Genomic DNA, 19,829 nt, shown 5'->3' with positions numbered 1-19,829 from the left:
CTTCACCAGCTGATTGTCGACGGTGTCCAGGCTCTCGCTGGTCTCCGTCAGAAACTCCCGCAACAGATCATCCATGAGCAACGCCTTACTGAGCTTGACCTCGACGCCCGGAATCGGCGGAAGTCCGCTCCTAGATCGTTAGACAACCCTTTTCACGGTCCCGTTAATTTCATCCTCCGTGCTAATACGGATATTGAAGAGAAATTTGCGGTTCGACTGCGTGCGACAGCGGTTTTCGGCAAATCCCGAACCCAGCTTCAACCCGGAAACGCGATAGGTAAACGCGGAGATAACGGCGTCACGACGGACGCAAAAAATCCCGGCGATGTCTTCGGGATGCGTAAGGGCCGCGCCAATTGAATCAAATCACCGGCGATCGGCATTGCATGTGCGACCGTCGGTCAATGTGCCGACGACATCAGCACGACCCGCGCTCGCGGTAAACGGACTCTTACCCGCCGGGCGTTGCGAACAATAACGCACTAACCCAGCCGCGCAGCGGCGGCATGGTGCTCGGCGAGACAGTCTCTGATCGCTGCCAGCAGCGCATCGGGCGTGAACGGCTTGCGCAGGCAGCGCGCCGCGCCGAGCTCGAGCGCCATCCTCAGAAAGTCGGGCGCCGGCGAATTCAGATCTGCGAAGGCATAGCCGGACATCGCGATCAGCGGCGTTGCGGGCGCGCAGTCATGAAACAGCCGGATCGATTCAAAGCCGCGCATGTGCGGCATGAAGATGTCGACAATCATCAAGTCGAACTGTTCGTGCTCGATAGCGCGGAGCCCCGCCTCTCCGCCGTCCGCAATCGTCACCCGAAAATTGTTTCGCTGGAGATAGATCTCGATGGCCATGGCCACCATTGGGTCGTCGTCGACAACGAGAATATGACGCAGACTTTCTGTCATCGTTTGAATTTCCCGCTTCGGCGATTCAATAATTGAATCGTGGCGCACGCCGTTCTCCTCTCGCTTGTATTGAAATCGTGATGGCCGCGCGCGCGGCCGGCCTCGCGCAACATGCGAACGGGATGAAGGCGATAGCTGTGGCCAGGCCACGCGATGGCGCGAAGCAATGTCCGACGGCTGAAAAGAATCGGCGAACGAGCGAAACAGCATGGACGGGCGAATATCCGATGGAAGGGCGGATGCAGTCGCTGCCGTCGGTTGCCCGTTTCCGGCTCATGAGGCCCCCTGCCACACTTTCCCGGGGCGAGACGCAGGACTGGCTCGCCGGGTGCGCACGAATCAGCGCGCAGTTCTTATTTCCGCCGCAAATGCGGCAAGCTGTCTGCCCTCCAACAGGTATATGGACAGCAACGCAACCATTACAATATATTTTAGTCGGCGCGCAACTAGATGTCGAGGGCCCGACGCCGACATCTCATAGCCTGCGTTGGATTGCTTTGACATGACCGCGAGCGGCCGACCGCCCAACCAGCTGCTGCAAATGCTCGACACAGCAAGCTTCGATCTGTTGCGTCCTCACCTCGTCACGATTGAATTGGTCAGAGAAACTGTCTTGAGCCAAGCGGATGTGGCGTTGCGACATGTTTATTTTCCGCACGACGGAGCCGTATCGATCGCAGTGAGCCTCTCCGAAGGACAGATCATCGAGGTGGCGATGATCGGACGCGATGGCGTCGTCGCCGGCGGCGCAGCCCTCGCCGATGGAATCGCAGTGTCAGATGCCGTCGTGCTCTTCCCGGGGGCCGCATCCGCCGTTGAAATCTCGGCGTTTCGCAACGTTGCCGCTGCGAGTGTTCCATTTCGCGGCCTGGTGATCAGGCACGAGCAAGCCCTGTTCGCGCGCGCACAGCAATCCCTGATCTGCAATACGCTGCACCCTGTCGAAGCGCGGCTGGCGCGCTGGTTGCTGCGCGCCCACGATCTCTCCGACAGGGAAACTCTGCCGCTGACGCAGGAAACCTTGGCCCAGATGATGGGCGTACGACGTAATGCCGTTTCACTGGTCGCGCATGCGCTGCAGCGCGCCGGAATCATCCGCTACAGCCGGGGCCAGATCGAGATCACCGATCTGCGCGCCCTGCAGGCCACGTCCTGCGACTGTTATTTCGCCGCGAAGACCGATCACGCGCGGCTTTTGGGACTACCGCCATGATGCCGACGACGACTCCGCGCCGGTATTCTGGAGTGCACACAAGGCAACGAAGAAACAAAAGGTCGCACAGATCCGTAATGTCCGCGATTGCCAACTTGTCCCCCTGGGAACAAGATGGAACTTGTTATTAAGCGAGGAATAGATTTCGAACAGAGATTGTTTGACTGACGAGACGGGAGGCAGCCTTGGAAACGATAGTGCGCCCATCCAACGGGTTCCTGTCGGCGCTGTCGACAGACGATCATGAACTGATCCGCCCATATCTGCGCACGGTCGATCTTCCGCATGACACCGTGCTGGTCGAGACCGGCGAGACACTCAAGCGCGCCTACTTCCCGCACCGCGGCGTGATCTCGCTGGTCGTGAAGCTCGCCAAGGGCGAGCATGTGCAAGTCGCCATGATCGGCCGCGACAGCCTGCTTGGCGCACTCTCGACCATGGGCGATGCATGCGCGCTGAACACCGCCATCGTGCTCATTCCCGGCGTCGCATCGGTGATCGACCTCGACCGGTTGCGCATGGCGGCTGACCGGAGCTCCAGCCTGCGGACGCTGCTGACGCGCCATGGGCTCGCAGTCTACGCGCAGGTTCAGCAGACCGCCGGCTGCAATGCGGCGCACCCGGTGGAGTCGCGGCTCTCCCGCTGCCTGCTCCACACCCATGATCTGTCGGGCGACTATCGGCTGCTGCTGACGCAGGAGGCCATGGCGCAAATGATCGGGGCACGGCGCAACAGCGTGTCGCTGGTCGCCAATACCTTGCAGCAGGCCAATTTCATCCACTACAGCCGCGGACACATCCAGATCCTCAATCTGGAGGGGCTGCGCCAGGCGGCTTGCGAATGCTACGCCACGGTCAAGGCCCAGTACGACCGGCTGCTCGGGCCCTGACGGCGGGCCACCGGCGCCGGCGCTGCCCATGGTAAAACGGGTGCTTACAGCGACCTGCAAACACCGCGCGTCTCGTCACCAGAACTGAAATCGGATTGGCGTAGATGTTCCCGGACGCCTCGCGCCGCCCAGCACCGGGCCAGGATCACCCGCGAGGCGCAGAACGGGGACCGGGACAACATGATCGACGCCGCTTTCGCCCCCGCGCATGGCGCGCTCGACGCCGCGCCGTTGCGCGAGCCTGAACCGCTGCGCGAGCTTGGCGCGTTCGACGCGCTGGTGCGCGAAATCGGCGAGGACGGCGCCAGCGAAGTGCGCGCGGTGTTCTGGAACGAGACCATCGCGCGGCTCAAGCTGTTTCACACACTGGCGCTCGACCAGCACCGGGCCAGGATCGGGCGCGAAGCGCATTCACTGAAGAGCACCGCCCGGACGTTTGGCTATCTTCGCCTGGCGACGCTGGCCTCGCTGCTGGAAAGCACGGCCGGCGCACTCGGCAATGCCGAATTTGACGATCTTCTGCAGCAATTGGATGCGGCCTTTGCTGGCGCAAAGGCGCAGGAATCGCAGGATTGACGGTCCCCGGACAGCCCCGCCGTACTTATACGGTTTACAATTTTCACAGATGACTAATCATAGGTGGCGATAGTCGCCGGAAACCAGGAGGGTTTCCATGTTCACCTATGAGACCGCGGATCAGAAAGAGGTCCGCCGCTTCCGCATCGCCCAGTTCAACGGCCGGATGGCCACGGTGAAGGCGGGCGAGTCCACGGTGACGGGTTTCGTCCGCTCGGTGCTGGAGCAGGAAGCGACCATCCCGCCGCGCTGGACCATCACCATCATCCCCAATACGCCGAAGGAAGAGCCGAAGATGCTACGGCCCAATTCGCGCGTGCGTCCCTTCGCGGAAGATTATTTCTAAAGCGGGAAAAAAGTCATCGCGCCTCGGGCTGCCCGCAAGACGATGGCTTCAATCGATCGAGTGCAACAGCGCTGCGCGGACGAGGTCGGCGGTGTTTCGCGCGCCGAGCTTGCGCATTGCTTCGGCCCGATGGCTCTCGAAAGTGCGTGGGCTGATCTGCATCCGCAGTGCGCCCTGCTTGTTCGAAAAACCTTCGCTGATCAACCTCAGGACTTCGCGCTCGCGCTTGGTCAGCCGCTTGCCCGACAGGCTCGAGAGCTCGGAAGCCGCCTCGCGCGGTGCTTGCGGCGCGCGGCCGGCCTGCAACTCGGTATCCTCGGTCATGGACGGAGCGGGCAAGCCGGTCTTGTGCGAGCCGGCGAGCTGCTTGACCAGACCGCAAACGCGCTCGGTCTGGGCCAGCGCGTTCTCGACCACCTGCTGCAAATAGGCGCGGTCGCTCGAGACGGGCGCAAGCTGATCGCTGTGATGCTTGATTTCGCCCATATAGAGCAGGAGCGCGGTCAGGGGGCCGTTGAGCTCGCGCGCGATGGCCGCGGCCATCTCGTCGGCCGCCTTGGCGCGGGCGGCATTCAGACGGACGAAATCAAGCTCTTCAGGCGCAGAAGTGCTGCTTTCGAACCTTTCCGACGGCCGCGAATCAGCAACCGTATCGTTCTGTGACCCCATGTGACTCGTTTAGCGGAACCCGGGGCAGTCTGTGGTTAACTTTCTGCTCCGTAAGACTACGGTGAATTTGTCAGTTTTGGGCCGGAATACCGGCGCAGGCACAATTTATGCTTGCGACGCACCCCTTGAGCCTCCGTAAAGGTTGCTGGACCTGCCTAAATCATAGGCAATTTCCAAAGACATCCTTAACGAGAGCAGCGCTGGTCGATCCCCAAGGTCCCGCATTTTACGGATAAATTAACGGCAGCTTGCTTCTCTGTGTCACAATTGAGAGCGCGCAAATGCCTCCATGCATGGGGCCGGCAGGGCCTGCTGGAAACGCTGCAAGAGACTGCGTGCAATGGACGAGATCGACCAGCTTTCGGAGTTCCTGCAGAAGCTGACGCCGTTGTCGCGCAGCTGTCTGCTGAGCGAGCTCGAGCGGCTCGAAGCTTGCGGCATCGACATGCCGGGCTCGGCGGAGATCCAGGCCAAGCTGCGCGCCGAATTTCGCAAGGATGGATCGACCCAGGCGCGCGCCACCAATCCGTCGCGCTACTTCTTCGCGCCACTCGAACTGCTGCTGATCGACGGCGCGCCCGAGCACGCCAATGCGGGACGGATCTCGCGCAACACGCTCACCCCGATCTGGGAATGGATCTGCCGCGACCTGCTACCGACCATGGCGCGCGACTACGTCAAGGCAATCAACGACCAGGTTACCGCCAACAATCCCAAGGAAGTGCTCAAGATCGCGACGATCTTCCAGGGCAAGGTCGTCAAGGTGCTCGAGAACACGCTTGCATCGGCGGAGAGCACCGAATTCGCGCGCGCCAAGCTCGCGCAATACACGGCCTCGCGCACCGCCTTCGACGACGTGAAGAAGATGCTGCAGGTGCTGCGCGCCGGCGACGCGCTGCCGAAATTCGACGCGAAGCTGCCCGACACCATCACGAAATTCGACGACGGCCAGGTCGCGCAGATCACCGCGCGACTAGACGCTTTCAAGAAAGCCAATCCCGAAGCGCTGCCGTTTGCGCTCGCGTTGGTGGCGAGGCGTCTGAAGACGTTCTGGCGGCTCATATACCTTGCGACCAAGGCGGCCGCGAGCAAGAACGCTGACGAGGTTGCGACGTCGCCCTACGCGTGCGTCGTTCCCATGGTGCTCGACCGGCTCGACGACAAGCGGCTCGCGCTGCGGATCGCGCTCCGCCATAACCGGTTCCTGGTTGCGCGCGACCTGCTCACCGAAATCTACGACGCCGAACATTCGCTCAAGATCCGCATCGACGGCATCGAGCGATGCGAATGGGGCGTCCGGCTTCAGCAATTGATGGACGCAATCGCCGCGCTGGTGGCGGCCGAGGTCAGCCGCTTCCCCGCCAATGTCGGTCACATCCTCGGCTCGCGGCGGCTGCGCAGCCAGGACACGTTGGGCGGCAAGCTGAGCTATCTGGCCTGGAAGGGCCGCGACGCCGTGCAGGACGGCGCGGCGGCGTTCCGTAAATTGATCGGGGTGACTTGATTCCTCGAGATTCTATTCGGGCGTGTGCGGCAGCGTCAGGAAGCGATCGAGAAATCGCCCCGACATCACGAACCTGAACCACCAATAGATCATCCGCCGCATCGACATAGCTGCAATCCCTGACAGCCCACCACCGGCTGCGCGCAGCAATAGCGCAAGAGCAGCATCAGACGTGTGAGGTGCTTCACACTCGCCCGCGGTCAGACCAGGCGAGTTTGTCGCATAACCGTCACGCGCGACGGCGGAACACGCGCGCATCGCGTGAAAATGAATTCGCGGACCGGGCGTGGCTGAGCGAGGTCAATCGCATCGTCGAGAATACGGCGTGGGGTCCGTACCGCACAGAATTCTATCCGACGTATGACTATGAACCGGCCGGCATGGCCTAACACGACAAAGCCATGGCCAATTGAGGCCGGCATTATTCAATTGGGCGAGGTGCGCATTGGCTTCGTCCAATTGCAGGACACCGACTGCGCGCAACGACGATCCGCTCCTCGCAAGCTTTCACCGGATTCAGCGCGCACCGGCGTGCATCGCGCAGGCGGATGTAAAAACTTCTCGAAGAGAATCCGAACAATTTTACAAATGTTGCGGGCTTTAACGTTACCCGGATAATTCAACATTCGCGTGAAGCTCTCCATATTTTGACGCCCCCCATCCCGTTAACACACCGTCACGGAACGGGAGTGGTCTGAGATGAACGATGGGATTGGTGAGCTCGCCGGCAGGAGGCTAAGGACCTTCGGACGGCGGAAGATGATGCCGCGCGCGTGCGTCGCCGACAGCAAGCGCCATCTGCGCGCCTTCATGAGCGAGGTGCTCGAGGATCTCGGCTTCGTCACCAGCGAATGCAGCGGTGCGAGCGAGCTGCAGACCATGCTGGCCTCCGAACTGCCGGACCTGATCCTGCTCGGCATCGCCGCCGACGGTATCGAGCCCGGCCAGTTCCTGGAAATTCTGGTGCGCGAAGGCTTCGACGGCAAGGTGCTCGCTGTCGGTGCGCGCGACTCGATCATCGTGAAGGCCGTGCAGCAGGTCGGCGAGGAATACGGGCTTTCGATGCTGCCGCCGCTCACCACGCCCTTTGCCGCCGACACGCTGCGTGAGCGTGTCGCAATGCTGCTGCCCGAGGAGCCGGCCCCGAGCCCGGCCGTACATGTCGGCGAGGCCCTGCATGCGGGCTGGCTCGAGCTCTGGTACCAGTCGAAAATCGACGCGCGCTCGCTAGTCCGACGTGGCGCCGAGGCGCTGGTGCGAATGCGCCACCCGACCTGGGGCGTGGTGCCGCCGGCCTATTTCATCCCGGAGGAACACGATCCGCATTTCCGCGATTTGTCGGAGTTCGTGATCGAGCGCGCCCTGCAGGACTGGCACTATCTGCTGGAGCGGCAGAGCGCGGTCGACCTCTCGATCAACTTGCCTACGCCTTACCTCAAGGAGCCGCAGGCCGTACGTGATCTCTGCCGCCGGATGCCGATGCATCCCGCCTTTGGCGGGCTGACGATCGAGATCGCCAGCAACGAGGCGATCCATGACCTGCATTTCCTGACCGAGATCGCGCGCGAGATGAGCTTCCACAATATCGGCCTGTCGGTCGACAATCTCGGCGCCAATTGGCCGGAGCTGATGGGGCTGGACAAGATTCCCTTCATCAAGCTGAAGGCCGACCGGCAATTCGTCACCGGCTGCGCCGATGACCGCCTGAAGCGCACGGTGTGCCGTCACATCGTCGAGCTCGCGCAGGGCTACGGCGCGCGCGCCGTCGCGGAAGGTGTCGAGAGCCGGGCCGACCTGATGGCCGTGAACGAGCTCGGCTTCGACCTCGTGCAAGGCTATCTGTTCGGCAAGCCGATGCCGCTGAAGAAGTTTGCCAGAAGCGCGCTGACGCGGACGGTGATGGGACAGGAGTGAGACGACAGCCTCACGCGTATCGCCGCGCGAAAAAGACGCAGACGACCACGAGCGCCGTCGCGGCGATCATGCTCCATGCGACCGGCTCATGCAGCAGGAAGCCTGCCAGCGCGAGCCCGAAGAACGGCTGGAGCTGTTGCAACTGGCCGATGCGGGCGATGCCGCCGATCGCGAGGCCGCGGTACCAGAAGATGAAGCCGACGAACATGCTGAAGATCGAGACATAGGCGAGCCCGATCCAGGCGGGCAGACCGACGCCGCTCCATGCCGATGGCCAGGTCCAGATCATGACAGGCAGCATCAGCGGCAGCGCCAGCAGCAGTGCCCAGGAGATCACCTGCCAGCCGCCGATGCGTCGCGACAGTGCAGCGCCTTCGGCATAGCCGAGCCCGCACAGCACGATCGCGGCGATCATCAAGAGATCGCCGGTGAGCGAGGCCGAGCCGTCATTCGACAGCGCAAAGCCCGCGACCGTGGCGCTGCCGAGGATCGCGAACAGCCAGAACAGCGGACGCGGCCGCTCGCCGCCGCGCAGCACGGCGAAGATCGCGGTCGACAGCGGCAAAAGGCCGATGAAGACGATCGAATGCGCCGAGGTGATGTGCTGAAGCGCAAGCGCGGTCAGCAAGGGGAAGCCGACCACGACGCCGATGGAGACGATCACGAGCGAGGCAAGATCCTTCCGATGCGGCCACGCCTGACGCACCAGGCCGAGCACGGCCGCACCGATCAGCGCGGCAATGATCGCGCGCGCCGAGGTCAGGAACAGCGCGGAGAAGCCGCCGACTGCGACGCGCGTCGCCGGCAATGAGCCGCTGAAGATGATGACGCCGAGAAGCCCGTTGCCCCAGCCGCTGGCCGCAGATTGCATGTCCGTCTGACCCTTTTTGGGCGGTGATCCTCGGCCCGCGCCGATGGCAAAACCAGTGACAATCCCATACAATCTGGCAAAACTGTATGGGTATGGAAGGTCATACACCTTGGATGGCGAGGCGCAGACAAAGGGGCGCGGCGGGACGCGCACCATCGATGTGATGAGCGCGATCCGCGCCAAGGTGGCCGGCCGCGCGCTCAGTGCCGGCGACCGCCTGCCATCGATCCGCAGCCTCGCCGCGGCGATCGGCGTTTCGCCATCCACTGTGGTCGAGGCCTACGATCGCCTCGCCGCCGAAGGGCTGATCCGCGCCCGTCGCGGCTCGGGCTTCTATGTCTCGCCAACGGTCACGTCGCCGCTCGCCTTGACCGAGGACGAGCCGCGCCGCGACCGGGCCGTCGATCCGTTCTGGGTCTCCAGGCAATCGCTCGATGCCGATGCGAGCGTGCCGAAGCCCGGCTGCGGCTGGCTGCCGCCGCAGTGGATGCCGGAAGCGGCGCTGCGGCGTGCCACCCGCGCGCTTGCCCGCAGCGACACCAGCGTGCTGACGAACTACGGCTCGACTTCCGGCTCTCTCACGCTGCGCCGGCTGCTGCTTACGCGCCTTGCGGAAGACGAGATCGAGGCCACGATCAATCAGCTGATGCTGACGGGCTCCGGCACGCAAGCCACCGATTTGATTTGCCGCTTCATGCTTCGTCCCGGCGACACCGTGCTGGTCGACGATCCCTGCTATTTCAACTTCCGTGCGCTGCTGCGCGCACATCAGGCGAAGATCGTCAGCGTGCCCTACACGCCGTCGGGCCCCGATGTCATCAGCTTCGAGCAAATCCTCGGAGCCGAACGGCCGCGGCTCTACATCACCAATTCAGCGCTGCACAACCCGACCGGCGCGACGCTCTCGCCTCAGACTGCGCATCGGCTTCTGACCGCGGCCGCCGCGCACGATCTCACCATCATCGAGGACGATATCTTTGGCGATTTCGAGCCGGAGCGATCGCCGCGCCTTGCCGCGCTCGATGGATTGAACCGTGTGATCCGGATCGGCAGCTTCTCCAAGACACTCTCGGCCTCAGTCCGCTGCGGCTACATCGCCGGGCGGGCCGACTGGATCGAGCATCTCGTCGATCTGCAGGTCGCAACCAGCTTTGGCGGCCCGAGCCCGGTCGCGACCGAGATCATCGCAAAAGTTCTGGCCGGCGGCAGCTATCGCAAGCATATGGACGAACTCCGGCAAAAGCTCATGCGCAGCCGGCGCGACGTCGCACGAAAACTTCAGACACTGGGTATCGAACCCTGGCTGATGCCGCGCGGCGGCTTCTTCCTGTGGTGCCGCCTCGCCGACGGACAGGATGCCACGGCCGTTGCCCGCGCCGCGCTCGACGAGAATGTGGTGCTGGCACCTGGCAATGTGTTCAGCGTGGCGCAGACCGCGCAGAACTTCCTGCGCTTCAACGTGGCGCACATGAACGACCTGGGCATGTGGGACGTACTGCGGCGGGCGCTGAAGGCACAAGCCAGCCGCTAATACCACGGCTCCTCATAGATCGGCTCGCCGTCGAGCAGCAACCGCTTGATGGCGGCGCGGCCTGAGGGCAGCACGGCGGCGACGACGCGCAGCTTCTGCTGGTTGCGGGCTTGCTCGAGCGTCTTGCCCTCGCCTTCCGGCACGAAATAGCTCTCAAGGCCGTATCTGATCGTCAGCTTTTCGCAGAAGATGCGGCCGTTCGAGCCGCAGGAATAGGTGACACGGCCGCGGATCAATATTTCGGGCGCCGTGACGGCGACAGGCGCGGCATGCACCGAGACGGCCTGATAGAGGCCGTTGGCGTCAGGCGCCAGCTTGACGAACACGACGGGATTGCGTTCGGCAGACGGCTGGCCGGCGAGTGCGCCTGCCGGCAGTTGCGTGATGTCGTAGCCGAGCGTGACGTAGTCGCCACGCAGGAGATCACGCGGATCGAGCGGCCGCGTCTGCAAGGTGACCTCGCGCCCCTCGCGCAGGATCTGCATCCGATCGGCAACCATCAGGACGAGCAGCGCGCATTGGACGAGGATCGCAACACCGAACAGCACGGCTTTTGGGATACGCTGCCAGAATGCGGTGAGCTTCATCATCGCCCGGCCCTCGGGAGCATGCGATTGAGCGCGGTTGCGAAGACGACAGCAATGACACCGGCCGCCGCCAGGAAGGCCGAGCGGCGCAGCAGCGAGCCCTTCACGGCCCACGTGATGCCCGCGATGACGCCGGCGATGCCGAGCCAGCCGGCAACGATGCGCGGACTGACATCATCGAGCACGCCGGAGACGACGAGGCACAGCATGGCACAGAGCAGTGCGGCATAGGCGAACCAGGGCTCTCCGGCTGCGGATGCCGGCCAGATCGGTGCGGCAACCAGCACAAGGCCGATCGCACATGCGACGAGGATTTCACCCGCGCGCCTTGTGACGCCGGCGGAGGCGAGTGCAAGAACCACACCCGCAACCCCACACAGGATTGCCCAATGCGGCTGGGCTGGCACCGTGCCGGTTCGGAAGCGGATGATGTCGTCAATCGTCATCACCTCGAGGGAGGCAACGGCGGCCAGCGAAAACGCGCCGTAGATCGACAGAACACTCCCAAGCCGCTGCGCCCTGGGCGACGGCGCAGCCGCGATCGCGAGGCCGGCGCCGAACAGCAGCGCCGCACCGTCAGCCAGCAGGAACGACGGCTGCATCCCGTCGAGATCGAAGCGAATCGACGTGGCGACCCACCACGGCAGCATTGCTGATGCAACGAGATGGGCCGCGACGCGGGAATTCCAGGCAAACGCCACAGCGGCGGCGATCAGCCAGACCGCCAGGAACGGAAGATGCAGGACATCAGGTGCATCGTAGACGCGCATGCATGTCCAGAAGCAGGCGGCGACCAGGCCGACCGCTAGCGCGCCGCGCGAGCCGGTCAGCAGCGCCGTCGCGAATGCGCCGATCGACCACAGCAGCATGCCGCCGGCAAAATCGTCGCCGAGATGGTACATCTGGCCGACCAGCGCGATGCCCGCGCCGAAGACGATGGCGCCGATGCTTGCGCAGAGATCGGCGAGAACGCTGCGGCCCGTCGCGGCGAACCACGCGCCGAGACCGCCGGCGACGATCATGCCCGCCAGCAGGATCGCAAACCGCAGCAGGCGCGCGATCTCCGTCCAATGCGCGGCGACGAAAGCCAGGAAGGCGGCCGCAATCAGCAAACCGCCGACGATGGCAACGATCACCGCGATATTGATACCCGGCGAGAGCGGCGGCAGCGCGTTGCGGATCGAGGCGGAAGCGGCCGGCGCGATGACACCTTCGGCTTCCCATTGCGCAAGGTCAGCTTCGAGGCGCTGCCGGTAGGCCTTGTCAAACATGGTCGTGAATCACCTGGCTCTGCCGGACGCGGCTTATTGGTCGGATCGCGCCGGTGACAGGTTCAACCTATCACCGCCCCTCGCCTAGTTTGCCTTGATGCCGGCCTCGGTGATGAGCTTGCCCCATTTCGTGCTTTCGCTCTGGATGAAGCGGCCGAACTCCTCGGGCGAATTCGGCGCGGGCTCTGCACCGAGGGTTCGGATCTTCTCGGCCACTTCAGGGTCTTTCAGGGCTTTCGTGAAGGCTTGGTTCAGCCTGACGACAATGTCGGCAGGCGTTCCCGCCGGAGCCACCAGCCCGAACCAGCCGATGGATTCGAAACCGGCAAGGCCGCCCTCGGCAAGGGTCGGCACGTTGGGCAGCGAATCCAGGCGCCGTCCCGCGGAGACACCGATCGCGTTGAGCTTGCCCTCGAGGATGAGCTGCCTCGACGCGGGGATATCCAGCACCGCGAAGGGGATATGCCCTGCGAGGACGTCGACGGTTGCCGGCGCGGTCCCGCGATACGGTATCAGCTCCATGTCGACCCCGGCCTTCTGCATGAACAGCGCGGCCGTCAAATGCATCGCCGTCGAATTGCCGCCATGGCCGATCGACAGCGCGCCCGGCTTTGCCTTCGCAAGCGCGACCGTCTCCGCAACATTGTGCGCCTGGACACCCGCCGAGGAGACCAGCACGAAGGGAATCTCCGCAAGCAGCGTGATCGGCGCGAGATCCTTTGGATCGAACGGCATCGACGAATTGAGATGCGGGTTCACCGTCAGCGCGCCCGCCGGCGCGACGCCGAGCGTGTAACCGTCGGGCTTCGCCTGCGCGACCGCCGCCATGCCGATATTGCCGCCGGCGCCGGCGCGGTTCTCGATCACCAGGCTCTGCTTGAGCTCGGCGGTCACCACCGGCTCGAGCGCCCGGATGACGGTGTCGGCGCTGCCGCCGGGCGGAAACGTCACGATGATCTTGATCAGCTGCTCGGGATAGGCCGCGTCAGCCGCCTGCAGCGGCAGCGCGGCGAAAGTCGCCGCGGTCAGCACGGCCAGGATGTGGCGCCTTGCAACGTGAAGCACGTATTTCCTCCCTCGTTCTTTTTTATGCCGCCGCGCCGGTGAGACGCGCCAGCAGGCCGCGCGCATCTGCCGGTGCCGCCTGCCCGCGCCAGGCGATGTGCTGATCGGGCCTGACGAGCACAAGCTTCTCGGCATAGGCGCCGCCGGCCTCGTCGGGCGCGACGTCGATCAGCGCCAGCGGAATGCGGCGCGCGTCTGCGGCTGATTGCAATGGCCCGACGTCGATCGCCGGATCGAACCGCAGCAGATTATAGCCCTCCCCGAACGCGTCGTAGAGCGATCGTCCGTCGCGCAGGAAGAAATGCGGCGCGCGGGCGCCCGGCACGGTGGAGGGCGTGAAGCTGCCCATCGCATAAGACGGCGGCGTCTCGCCGTCATAGGCAATGATCGGCGAGGCGTCGTAGTAATAGCCGAAGTTCAATCCGGCGCAGCAATATTGCTGCACGTTGAGATCGTAGGCCGCCTTCGCGAGTGCTGCGCGCGCCGCTTGTCCGCGCGGCGTGTCGTCCTCGATCTCCGCGGAGACGCCGCCGCGCTGCGCCATCATCTTCATCGCATGGTCCATCGCAAAGCGCGACACCTGGTCGGTGATGGGCTGGCGCTCGGCCTCATAGGCGTCGAGGATCGCGGCCTGCGCCCAGCCGTTCAGATGCGCCGCCAATTGCCAGCAGAGATCGACGGCATCCGCAATGCCCGCATTCATGCCGTAACCGGCATAGGGCATCCACAGATGCGCGGCGTCGCCGCAGATGAACACGCGGCGATCACGGAAGCGATCGGCGACCAGCCGGCGTCCGACCCAATCCTCCTTGCTGAGGATCTTGTATTCGAAGCGCGCGTCGACGCCGAGAATGGCGCGGATCGACCAGTCGCGGTCGACCGAATCGAATTCGGGCTCGTCGGGCTTGAGATGATTGTGGATCAGCCAGCGGTCGTGACCGTCGATGGCAACCGTGGTGCCCGAGCGCCGCGGGTTGAGCGAGAGCACCATCCAGGCCTTGATGTGCGCGCCCATCAGCTCTTTCAGCTGCGGGGCTTCGATGAAGGTCGATTGCACGCGCTGGATCACGGGCGTTCCGGACAGGCTCGCCCCGATCGCCTTGCGGACCAGCGAGCGGCTGCCGTCACAGCCGATCACGAAGCTCGCTTCGATGCGAAACATCTCTCCGCTGTCGAGGTTGCGCGCCTGCGCGACCGCATGGTCGTCGTCCTGCGCGATGTCGGTGATTTCCGTGCGCGCCAGAATGGTGATGCGCGCTTGAGCTGCGGCATGAGCGAACAGGATCGGTTCGAGATAAACCTGGTTGATCCGGTGCGGCGGCTCCGGCGTCGGCCACCAGGTGTCGGGGCCGCCGGTGGCGCTGTAGCGCCGTGCGCGGGAGGGAATGTCGATGCGGCAGAGCTCGATGCCGGTCGCCGTGGTGCGGTAGGAGCAATCGTTCGGGAAGTCGGCGGGCAGGCCCGCATCGCGCAGCCTGGCGGCGACGCCGAGCCTGCGGAAGACTTCCATCGAGCGGGCCGAGACGTGATTGCATTTGACGTTGGGCGGATCGCCGGCATGGCGGATCTCCACGACGACGACGTCGATCCCGCGCGAGGCCAGATCCATCGCCGCGGTCAATCCGACGGGGCCGGCGCCCACGACCAGGACCTGTGTCCTCATATCAGTCTCCATTCCCTCGCGCGGCGGTCTTGGCCGCCTGCACGCACTCGAAAGTCGAAAACAACCCCATGCACAGTAGCCAACCTACGTCAGGCCAAGGACTTTTGCCAACAATTGCGGAATTTCAGAACTTTTGCTTGTTCCGTCGGGCAAAACAGGTGCATGATGGCATCATGGCAGGGGTCTCAGCAGGCAGGGTCCGCTCAGGCGAATTGAGAATATCGGGACAGCTGAAAGAAGGGTTCTGCTTCGTAGGACGGATCGGTGGCGAGGCGAGCAAGCCTTTGCCCGATGGCGGGCGCGAACTTCGCGCCATGGCCTGAACACGCGGAGCAGACGATCAGGCGGGACTCCGGCCAGCGATCGATGATGAATTCCTCGCCCGCGTCCAGCCTGATGTCGGCGGGCGCGGTGTTGGTGTAGAGGCAGACGTCTCGATCGATGATGGGGCCGGCCGCGCCCGGGACGAGGGCGGCCAATGCTTCGCCGATGGGACGGAGTTCGGCATCGCTGGCCTGCGGACCCCAATCGTCGGGGCCGACCACGGGCCCGTGGTTGTGAGGCGCAGCTTTAACTCCGCGCTGTTCGAAGTCCGGAAAGCCGTAGACCATGTCGTTGGGACCTCGGTCCAGAATGAAGATCGGGAAACGACCTGAAACCACCGTGTCGGGGCGAGCAGGCGCGAACCAGCCGACCGCCTGTCGGGTCACGTTGAGCAACGCGGTGAGTTGCGGGAGTGCGCGACCGAGCCATGGGCCCAGCGCCAGGATAGCGCGCTCGGCGAAGAACTCTTCGGTATCCGTGCGGATCGACACGCCGTCGTGGTGCGGCGTGAAGCTCGCGCGTTCCGGAATCACGCGGTCGCGAGCGCGTGCGCGCATCAGTTTCATGACTGTAGCGGTGTGCAGGATCGCGGCACCGTCCTGGACGACGACGTCCCAGTCGTCGGGCAGGTTGAAAGCCGGAAATTCCTTGTTCGCGACAGCAGCGGTCATCTTCGGATCCGGGCGCCCTGTCGCGATCGCGGCCGCGCGCGAGGACGCCACCATGGCGGAGCCGGGGCGGCCGGCCTCCAGAATAGGGGTTTCCGTCAGAACCGTTTGACCGCTTTCGGCCTGCAGCCGGATCCAGCCGGCATGAGCCTCGTCGCTCAGGCTGGTGTAGTTGGGGTTTTCGAAATTGAAGCGACGGAAAATGCGACATGAACCATGCGACGAGCCTCGATCCGAACCTGCTGCGATCGGATCGAAGCCGAGCGCATCGACGCCGGCATCCAGCAATGCGCCCAGCGCCGCTCCGCCCATGAGCCCCAGACCCAGCACGGCGACTTCGCATTTTCGCATGAAGGCCTCGCAAGCGATGCTATGACGCGTCGATCATCCTGATGATTTCGCGTGTTTGCAAGGTTTACGGGAGGGCGATTACGGCCGGCATCGATAACGCGGTCACAGATCAATGGGCCGCATCAGCGCTATCAGGTCGGCTCCTGTCATTGACGACCTGCTCGGCGAAACATCCGGTGCCCGGCTACTCGACACAAAGCATCAACCGAAAATAGAAACTATATTGACGTTCGCCAAACATTGGCTACTATCAAGAGTTGTTTTTATTTCTTACCAGTAGATTTTTAGGATTCCTCTACCCACCGGAGGACTCATTATGCGAGTTTATTTTATCCTCGCTTTGACGCTGAACATCATATCTGCTGCTACCGCTTGCGCGGCAGGCATAGGCGAGAACGAATGGAATTCGTTCCGCAAGATTTATCCCAACCACGTTCAGACCATCGCACTCTCCAAAGTGGATGCGTCCGGCCATTGCCTGCTCATCATCAGCGAACCACCACCCGATACGCTTCAGAAGCAGTCATATCCGCAGGTGTTGAAATCAATCTTTCGCGATCACCTCGGCGATATCGAAATCAAGAAAAAGAGCGTCGGTCTCGGAGGATGGGTCGAAGATCTCGTTGTCTCGCTCAATGGGTACAGTGACCCACAACTTCTCAATGACGACATTGGGTACTTGGCCCAGGTAATGTGGGGCACAACCTACAAGGCGCCGATCCTCGATCTATCCAACCTGAAGCCAGCGGAGAAATGGTCAGCCCCACTAAACGTCTCCATTCGCCATACGAAACTCAAGGGCTGGCTGGTCGACGGAACGATGAAACTGTTGCCTGTGGAGTTCACTGCGGCGAACCCGGCGACATTGTCCCAACTGGTCCAGCAAAACCGGACAGGCACCTATTTCACCACGGAGCGAGGCATCGTCTTGCTCCTGATCCAAAGGAGCCGCAACTTCGAAGAATACCGGGCAGATTTCCGGAAATTTGCACTCGACTCCGATCTCGTCGTGGGAGCCATCCGCGTCGGAGAAACTCATCTTGCCTTGATCGGCAGAGAAAGAGAGACCTCGCTCCAAGCGATGCCGCCGCTGCGGTTCGAGACCGCCAATTTGCTCGCGACCACCGACAAGGCGGAGCTTGCACAGAGTTACGAACGCAATCAGCTCTTCGCCGGCCGCCTGGAGAAGGGAGAATACGCGGGCAGCGATTGGGCGCCTATCTATCTGTCGCCAGAGCTGATCAATTCGGAGCTGGGCAGCACCTTGAACCTGACCGATCAGATGCTGAAATCGTGGTCGATGGCAGGCGCCGTTCAGTACCACGGCTTTGACTATCCAGTTCCTGGTACGTTTCCCTTCGGCGGGAAGCCGATCATGCAACAGGCTAAAGCGCGCGAACCGAAAATCCAAGAGACCTTGTTCAACTGGAATACGACCGGCGCGTATTCGCTGATGATTCACCCCATGAACGGCGGAACAGCCTGGCAAACACTCGCCTCTCTGAATTCCGGTTCGCTTCCGGTCATATACAAGGATGAGAGCCAGCCGGCATATGATGCCGTATTTGGACCATTCGAGGACGACGGATATACATATTTTCGAACCCTGCGCGACCCGTTGCTTGCCAGAGTGACCTCCTATCAGGTCATTTTTCAGAGCACGCGAGATCACCCCCTATCGACGGCCTTGCCTATCCACAAGGCTGCGGCGGCGAACGTCGAATCGGTGCGTGCAAAAATCGAAAAATTGCTCAAAGCAACCCTCAACCTCGCCGCCGTGGACGAGCGCACACTCGCTAACAGCTGCGAGATTGCTGTGATTGCCGGTGAGTTCCGAAGCACGGACGCGTGCAAGCAAGCAATAGCGCTTGGCGTGTTGACGGGGGCCGCCTATCAGCGCGGCTCACCTGCATTCCGCAAAGCTCTGACCGATTTCCTGCTTGACCGAAATCTCGGACAAAGAGTCGGCAACGTCGATCCCGACCTTACCGCTCACGCCCTGATTGATTTCGGCTTCGGAACGACAAGCAGTTTACCTCGCGAACTGGAGGACGCCGCCGCCTTACTGGCTTCACGCTATTTCGCTCAAAGTGCTCGAATGCTTGGCGCAGTCGAAGACGATGACCGCCTCGATGTGTTTGCGATCTACAGCATGGATCAAACCGAAGATCCGGATTCTTATATTCAAACGGCCCGCGTGGTGCTGTCGTCGAATCTGCAAGGCGGAGTTGGCGGCCACAATCTAAGTGGAAAGACCGCTATCATCGAGACCGATAGCGCGGTCGCACGCGGCAGTTCGAAATTGCTGAGCCGCGGAAACGAAGATGTCATCGTTCTAAATCCCGCCGATGCGGATAAGGCCGGAGTCGTTGCACGCAACGTCGAGAAGCAGGCGGCGAACGGAACGAGCGACGATGCTATTCAGGCGCAACTTCAAAAGACGCTCGCCAACAAATTTCCTCCGCGCAACGTTGTTGCCGCGCTGAACCTCAATAGCGCGCCCTCCGCGGGGCGCGGATTGGCCGTTCTTAGTGATGGTCATTTGCAGCCGTTGCGGCAGGTCGGCCTTTACCCGAATCAAGCCGCGGTCGCGCTGAGAGCCGATGCCGTTGCCTTCGCCAAGCAGCTCAATCTGTCCGTGATCGTCGTAAAGGACGGCAACGACTTTGTCGTGATCTGCGTATTTTGCGGCAGCTCAGGGCAGGAAATGCGAGCGCTCAGTCAGAGCTCTTTGCGTGAGAGCGTCGCCATGGCGATAAAACAGGCCCCAGAGGGCACGGAGTATCGAATCTATTTCCGGGATTTCGCCGCAGATCAGGTGGAGGCGTTCCAGCGGACAATGGCCTCTGGGAATGGGCCGCCTTTGCCGCCCCCACCGTCAGGCACAACCAACGCCGGGGCTGCGAGCGAGCCTCCCTGGCGTCGCGGGGCCGGCGGTGGATCAGGAAACTCTGGTGGTACGGGAAAGAGCGGCCCTCCCGAGAGCCGGCTGCTCATCTTCAAGCGAAACGTCCAGGATGCTCATCAGGTCAGGATTCGGGCCCGCGACGGCGACTCTTTCAGGGTCCCGGAGCAAGCGGAAGTTCAGGCGGCATATCTGCATTTGAATCTCGCTGTGAACTGGCGAGGCGCAACGATTAAGGCCGTAGCCGCACCCACCAAGTCGGACGCATTGATGAGCTTCGAATTGGTGGTCCCGCGGGAAGCTGCGGCAACGCCATCCGCCAACATGACCGGCCGGCTGGACATAGAATTGCCGGCTGCTGCGAGCCCGGCCGATGGCAAGACCGTCGCTGATGCAGCCCAAGTGACAGACCTCAAGGGTTCGTTCCGCGAGGGCGTTCAGCAGTTGATTGATCGGCTGCGAAACCTCAAGGTCAACGGCAACAAGATCAAGGATGTACAGTTCTTCTTCCAAACGACCACATTCGACGCTGTCATAACGGAAGATTTGACCTCTTTGTCGGGTCGAAAGCGAGGTTGA

Annotated in this window: 17 protein-coding genes; 9 read left to right on the top strand and 8 right to left on the bottom strand. The window is 62.7% G+C overall.

Annotated features, from left to right (window positions below):
• Window positions 1-360, top strand: a 360-nt coding sequence (locus L6639_RS10380; RefSeq protein WP_237861278.1) for a hypothetical protein, incomplete at its 5' end; no start/stop codon positions are given.
• A 122-nt stretch (window positions 361-482) separates the two neighbouring features.
• On the opposite strand, the gene L6639_RS10375 is transcribed toward L6639_RS10380, so the two are convergent.
• Window positions 483-890 carry a response regulator gene (locus tag L6639_RS10375; RefSeq protein ID WP_237861321.1) on the bottom strand — a complete coding sequence of 136 codons (408 nt, stop codon included), beginning with the start codon at window positions 888-890 and terminating at the stop codon, window positions 483-485.
• A gap of 514 nt (window positions 891-1,404) precedes the next feature.
• Between L6639_RS10375 and L6639_RS10370 the strand changes: the two genes are divergently transcribed.
• The 4 genes from L6639_RS10370 to L6639_RS10355 all read left to right on the top strand — a co-directional run bounded on the left by L6639_RS10370 (window position 1,405) and on the right by L6639_RS10355 (window position 3,927).
• Window positions 1,405-2,115, top strand: a complete 711-nt coding sequence (locus tag L6639_RS10370; RefSeq protein WP_237861277.1) for a Crp/Fnr family transcriptional regulator — start codon at window positions 1,405-1,407, stop codon at window positions 2,113-2,115.
• A 185-nt stretch (window positions 2,116-2,300) separates the two neighbouring features.
• On the top strand, window positions 2,301-3,005 hold the full coding sequence (locus tag L6639_RS10365; protein ID WP_237861276.1) for a Crp/Fnr family transcriptional regulator: 705 nt from the start codon (window positions 2,301-2,303) through the stop codon (window positions 3,003-3,005).
• Window positions 3,006-3,185: 180 nt separating this feature from the next.
• Window positions 3,186-3,581, top strand: coding sequence for an Hpt domain-containing protein (locus tag L6639_RS10360; RefSeq protein ID WP_237861275.1), 396 nt, complete (start codon window positions 3,186-3,188; stop codon window positions 3,579-3,581).
• Window positions 3,582-3,678: 97 nt separating this feature from the next.
• Window positions 3,679-3,927, top strand: coding sequence for a hypothetical protein (locus L6639_RS10355; RefSeq protein WP_237861273.1), 249 nt, complete (start codon window positions 3,679-3,681; stop codon window positions 3,925-3,927).
• A 48-nt stretch (window positions 3,928-3,975) separates the two neighbouring features.
• Here L6639_RS10355 and L6639_RS10350 read toward each other — a convergent pair whose 3' ends face one another.
• Window positions 3,976-4,596: a LuxR C-terminal-related transcriptional regulator gene (locus L6639_RS10350; RefSeq protein WP_237861272.1), complete on the bottom strand. Its 621-nt coding sequence runs from the start codon at window positions 4,594-4,596 to the stop codon at window positions 3,976-3,978.
• Window positions 4,597-4,936: 340 nt separating this feature from the next.
• On the opposite strand from L6639_RS10350, the gene L6639_RS10345 reads away from it, so the two are divergent.
• On the top strand, window positions 4,937-6,100 hold the full coding sequence (locus L6639_RS10345; RefSeq protein WP_237861271.1) for a hypothetical protein: 1,164 nt from the start codon (window positions 4,937-4,939) through the stop codon (window positions 6,098-6,100).
• A gap of 699 nt (window positions 6,101-6,799) precedes the next feature.
• Window positions 6,800-8,014, top strand: a complete 1,215-nt coding sequence (locus L6639_RS10340; RefSeq protein ID WP_237861270.1) for an EAL domain-containing response regulator — start codon at window positions 6,800-6,802, stop codon at window positions 8,012-8,014.
• A 10-nt stretch (window positions 8,015-8,024) separates the two neighbouring features.
• Here L6639_RS10340 and L6639_RS10335 read toward each other — a convergent pair whose 3' ends face one another.
• Complete coding sequence (locus L6639_RS10335) at window positions 8,025-8,885, bottom strand: DMT family transporter (protein ID WP_237861269.1); 861 nt, start codon at window positions 8,883-8,885, stop codon at window positions 8,025-8,027.
• A 109-nt stretch (window positions 8,886-8,994) separates the two neighbouring features.
• On the opposite strand from L6639_RS10335, the gene L6639_RS10330 reads away from it, so the two are divergent.
• Entirely contained in the window at window positions 8,995-10,416 is a 1,422-nt protein-coding gene (locus tag L6639_RS10330) for an aminotransferase-like domain-containing protein (protein ID WP_237861320.1), read from the top strand.
• On the opposite strand, the gene L6639_RS10325 is transcribed toward L6639_RS10330, so the two are convergent.
• The 5 genes from L6639_RS10325 to L6639_RS10305 form a co-directional block, all read right to left on the bottom strand.
• Entirely contained in the window at window positions 10,413-11,006 is a 594-nt protein-coding gene (locus L6639_RS10325) for a GDYXXLXY domain-containing protein (protein WP_237861268.1), read from the bottom strand. The genes L6639_RS10330 and L6639_RS10325 overlap by 4 nt on opposite strands.
• Window positions 11,003-12,274, bottom strand: coding sequence for a DUF2157 domain-containing protein (locus tag L6639_RS10320; RefSeq protein ID WP_237861267.1), 1,272 nt, complete (start codon window positions 12,272-12,274; stop codon window positions 11,003-11,005). Before L6639_RS10320 ends, L6639_RS10325 begins: the two co-directional genes overlap by 4 nt.
• Window positions 12,275-12,358: 84 nt before the next feature.
• Window positions 12,359-13,339, bottom strand: a complete 981-nt coding sequence (locus tag L6639_RS10315) for a Bug family tripartite tricarboxylate transporter substrate binding protein (RefSeq protein ID WP_237861266.1) — start codon at window positions 13,337-13,339, stop codon at window positions 12,359-12,361.
• A 22-nt stretch (window positions 13,340-13,361) separates the two neighbouring features.
• Window positions 13,362-15,002 carry an FAD-dependent oxidoreductase gene (locus tag L6639_RS10310; RefSeq protein WP_237861265.1) on the bottom strand — a complete coding sequence of 547 codons (1,641 nt, stop codon included), beginning with the start codon at window positions 15,000-15,002 and terminating at the stop codon, window positions 13,362-13,364.
• A gap of 203 nt (window positions 15,003-15,205) precedes the next feature.
• Window positions 15,206-16,345, bottom strand: a complete 1,140-nt coding sequence (locus L6639_RS10305; RefSeq protein WP_276576226.1) for an FAD-dependent oxidoreductase — start codon at window positions 16,343-16,345, stop codon at window positions 15,206-15,208.
• Window positions 16,346-16,661: 316 nt separating this feature from the next.
• Between L6639_RS10305 and L6639_RS10300 the strand changes: the two genes are divergently transcribed.
• Window positions 16,662-19,829, top strand: a complete 3,168-nt coding sequence (locus tag L6639_RS10300; protein WP_237861262.1) for a hypothetical protein — start codon at window positions 16,662-16,664, stop codon at window positions 19,827-19,829.

The organism is Bradyrhizobium zhengyangense (assembly GCF_022012555.1).
GTDB lineage: Bacteria > Pseudomonadota > Alphaproteobacteria > Rhizobiales > Xanthobacteraceae > Bradyrhizobium > Bradyrhizobium zhengyangense.
Note: the sequence above shows the minus strand (reverse complement) of the source record. Positions and strands in the feature narration are given on the sequence as shown.

Bases quoted from the DNA above. Each gene is read 5' to 3' on its own strand.
- L6639_RS10345 (WP_237861271.1), top strand. From the start codon at position 4,937: ATGGACGAGATCGACCAGCTTTCGGAGTTCCTGCAGAAGCTGACGCCG.
- L6639_RS10360 (WP_237861275.1), top strand. From the start codon at position 3,186: ATGATCGACGCCGCTTTCGCCCCCGCGCATGGCGCGCTCGACGCCGCG.
- L6639_RS10310 (WP_237861265.1), bottom strand. From the start codon at position 15,002: ATGAGGACACAGGTCCTGGTCGTGGGCGCCGGCCCCGTCGGATTGACC.
- L6639_RS10355 (WP_237861273.1), top strand. From the start codon at position 3,679: ATGTTCACCTATGAGACCGCGGATCAGAAAGAGGTCCGCCGCTTCCGC.
- L6639_RS10325 (WP_237861268.1), bottom strand. From the start codon at position 11,006: ATGATGAAGCTCACCGCATTCTGGCAGCGTATCCCAAAAGCCGTGCTG.
- L6639_RS10305 (WP_276576226.1), bottom strand. From the start codon at position 16,345: ATGCGAAAATGCGAAGTCGCCGTGCTGGGTCTGGGGCTCATGGGCGGA.
- L6639_RS10300 (WP_237861262.1), top strand. From the start codon at position 16,662: ATGCGAGTTTATTTTATCCTCGCTTTGACGCTGAACATCATATCTGCT.
- L6639_RS10320 (WP_237861267.1), bottom strand. From the start codon at position 12,274: ATGTTTGACAAGGCCTACCGGCAGCGCCTCGAAGCTGACCTTGCGCAA.
- L6639_RS10350 (WP_237861272.1), bottom strand. From the start codon at position 4,596: ATGGGGTCACAGAACGATACGGTTGCTGATTCGCGGCCGTCGGAAAGG.
- L6639_RS10370 (WP_237861277.1), top strand. From the start codon at position 1,405: ATGACCGCGAGCGGCCGACCGCCCAACCAGCTGCTGCAAATGCTCGAC.
- L6639_RS10335 (WP_237861269.1), bottom strand. From the start codon at position 8,885: ATGCAATCTGCGGCCAGCGGCTGGGGCAACGGGCTTCTCGGCGTCATC.
- L6639_RS10340 (WP_237861270.1), top strand. From the start codon at position 6,800: ATGAACGATGGGATTGGTGAGCTCGCCGGCAGGAGGCTAAGGACCTTC.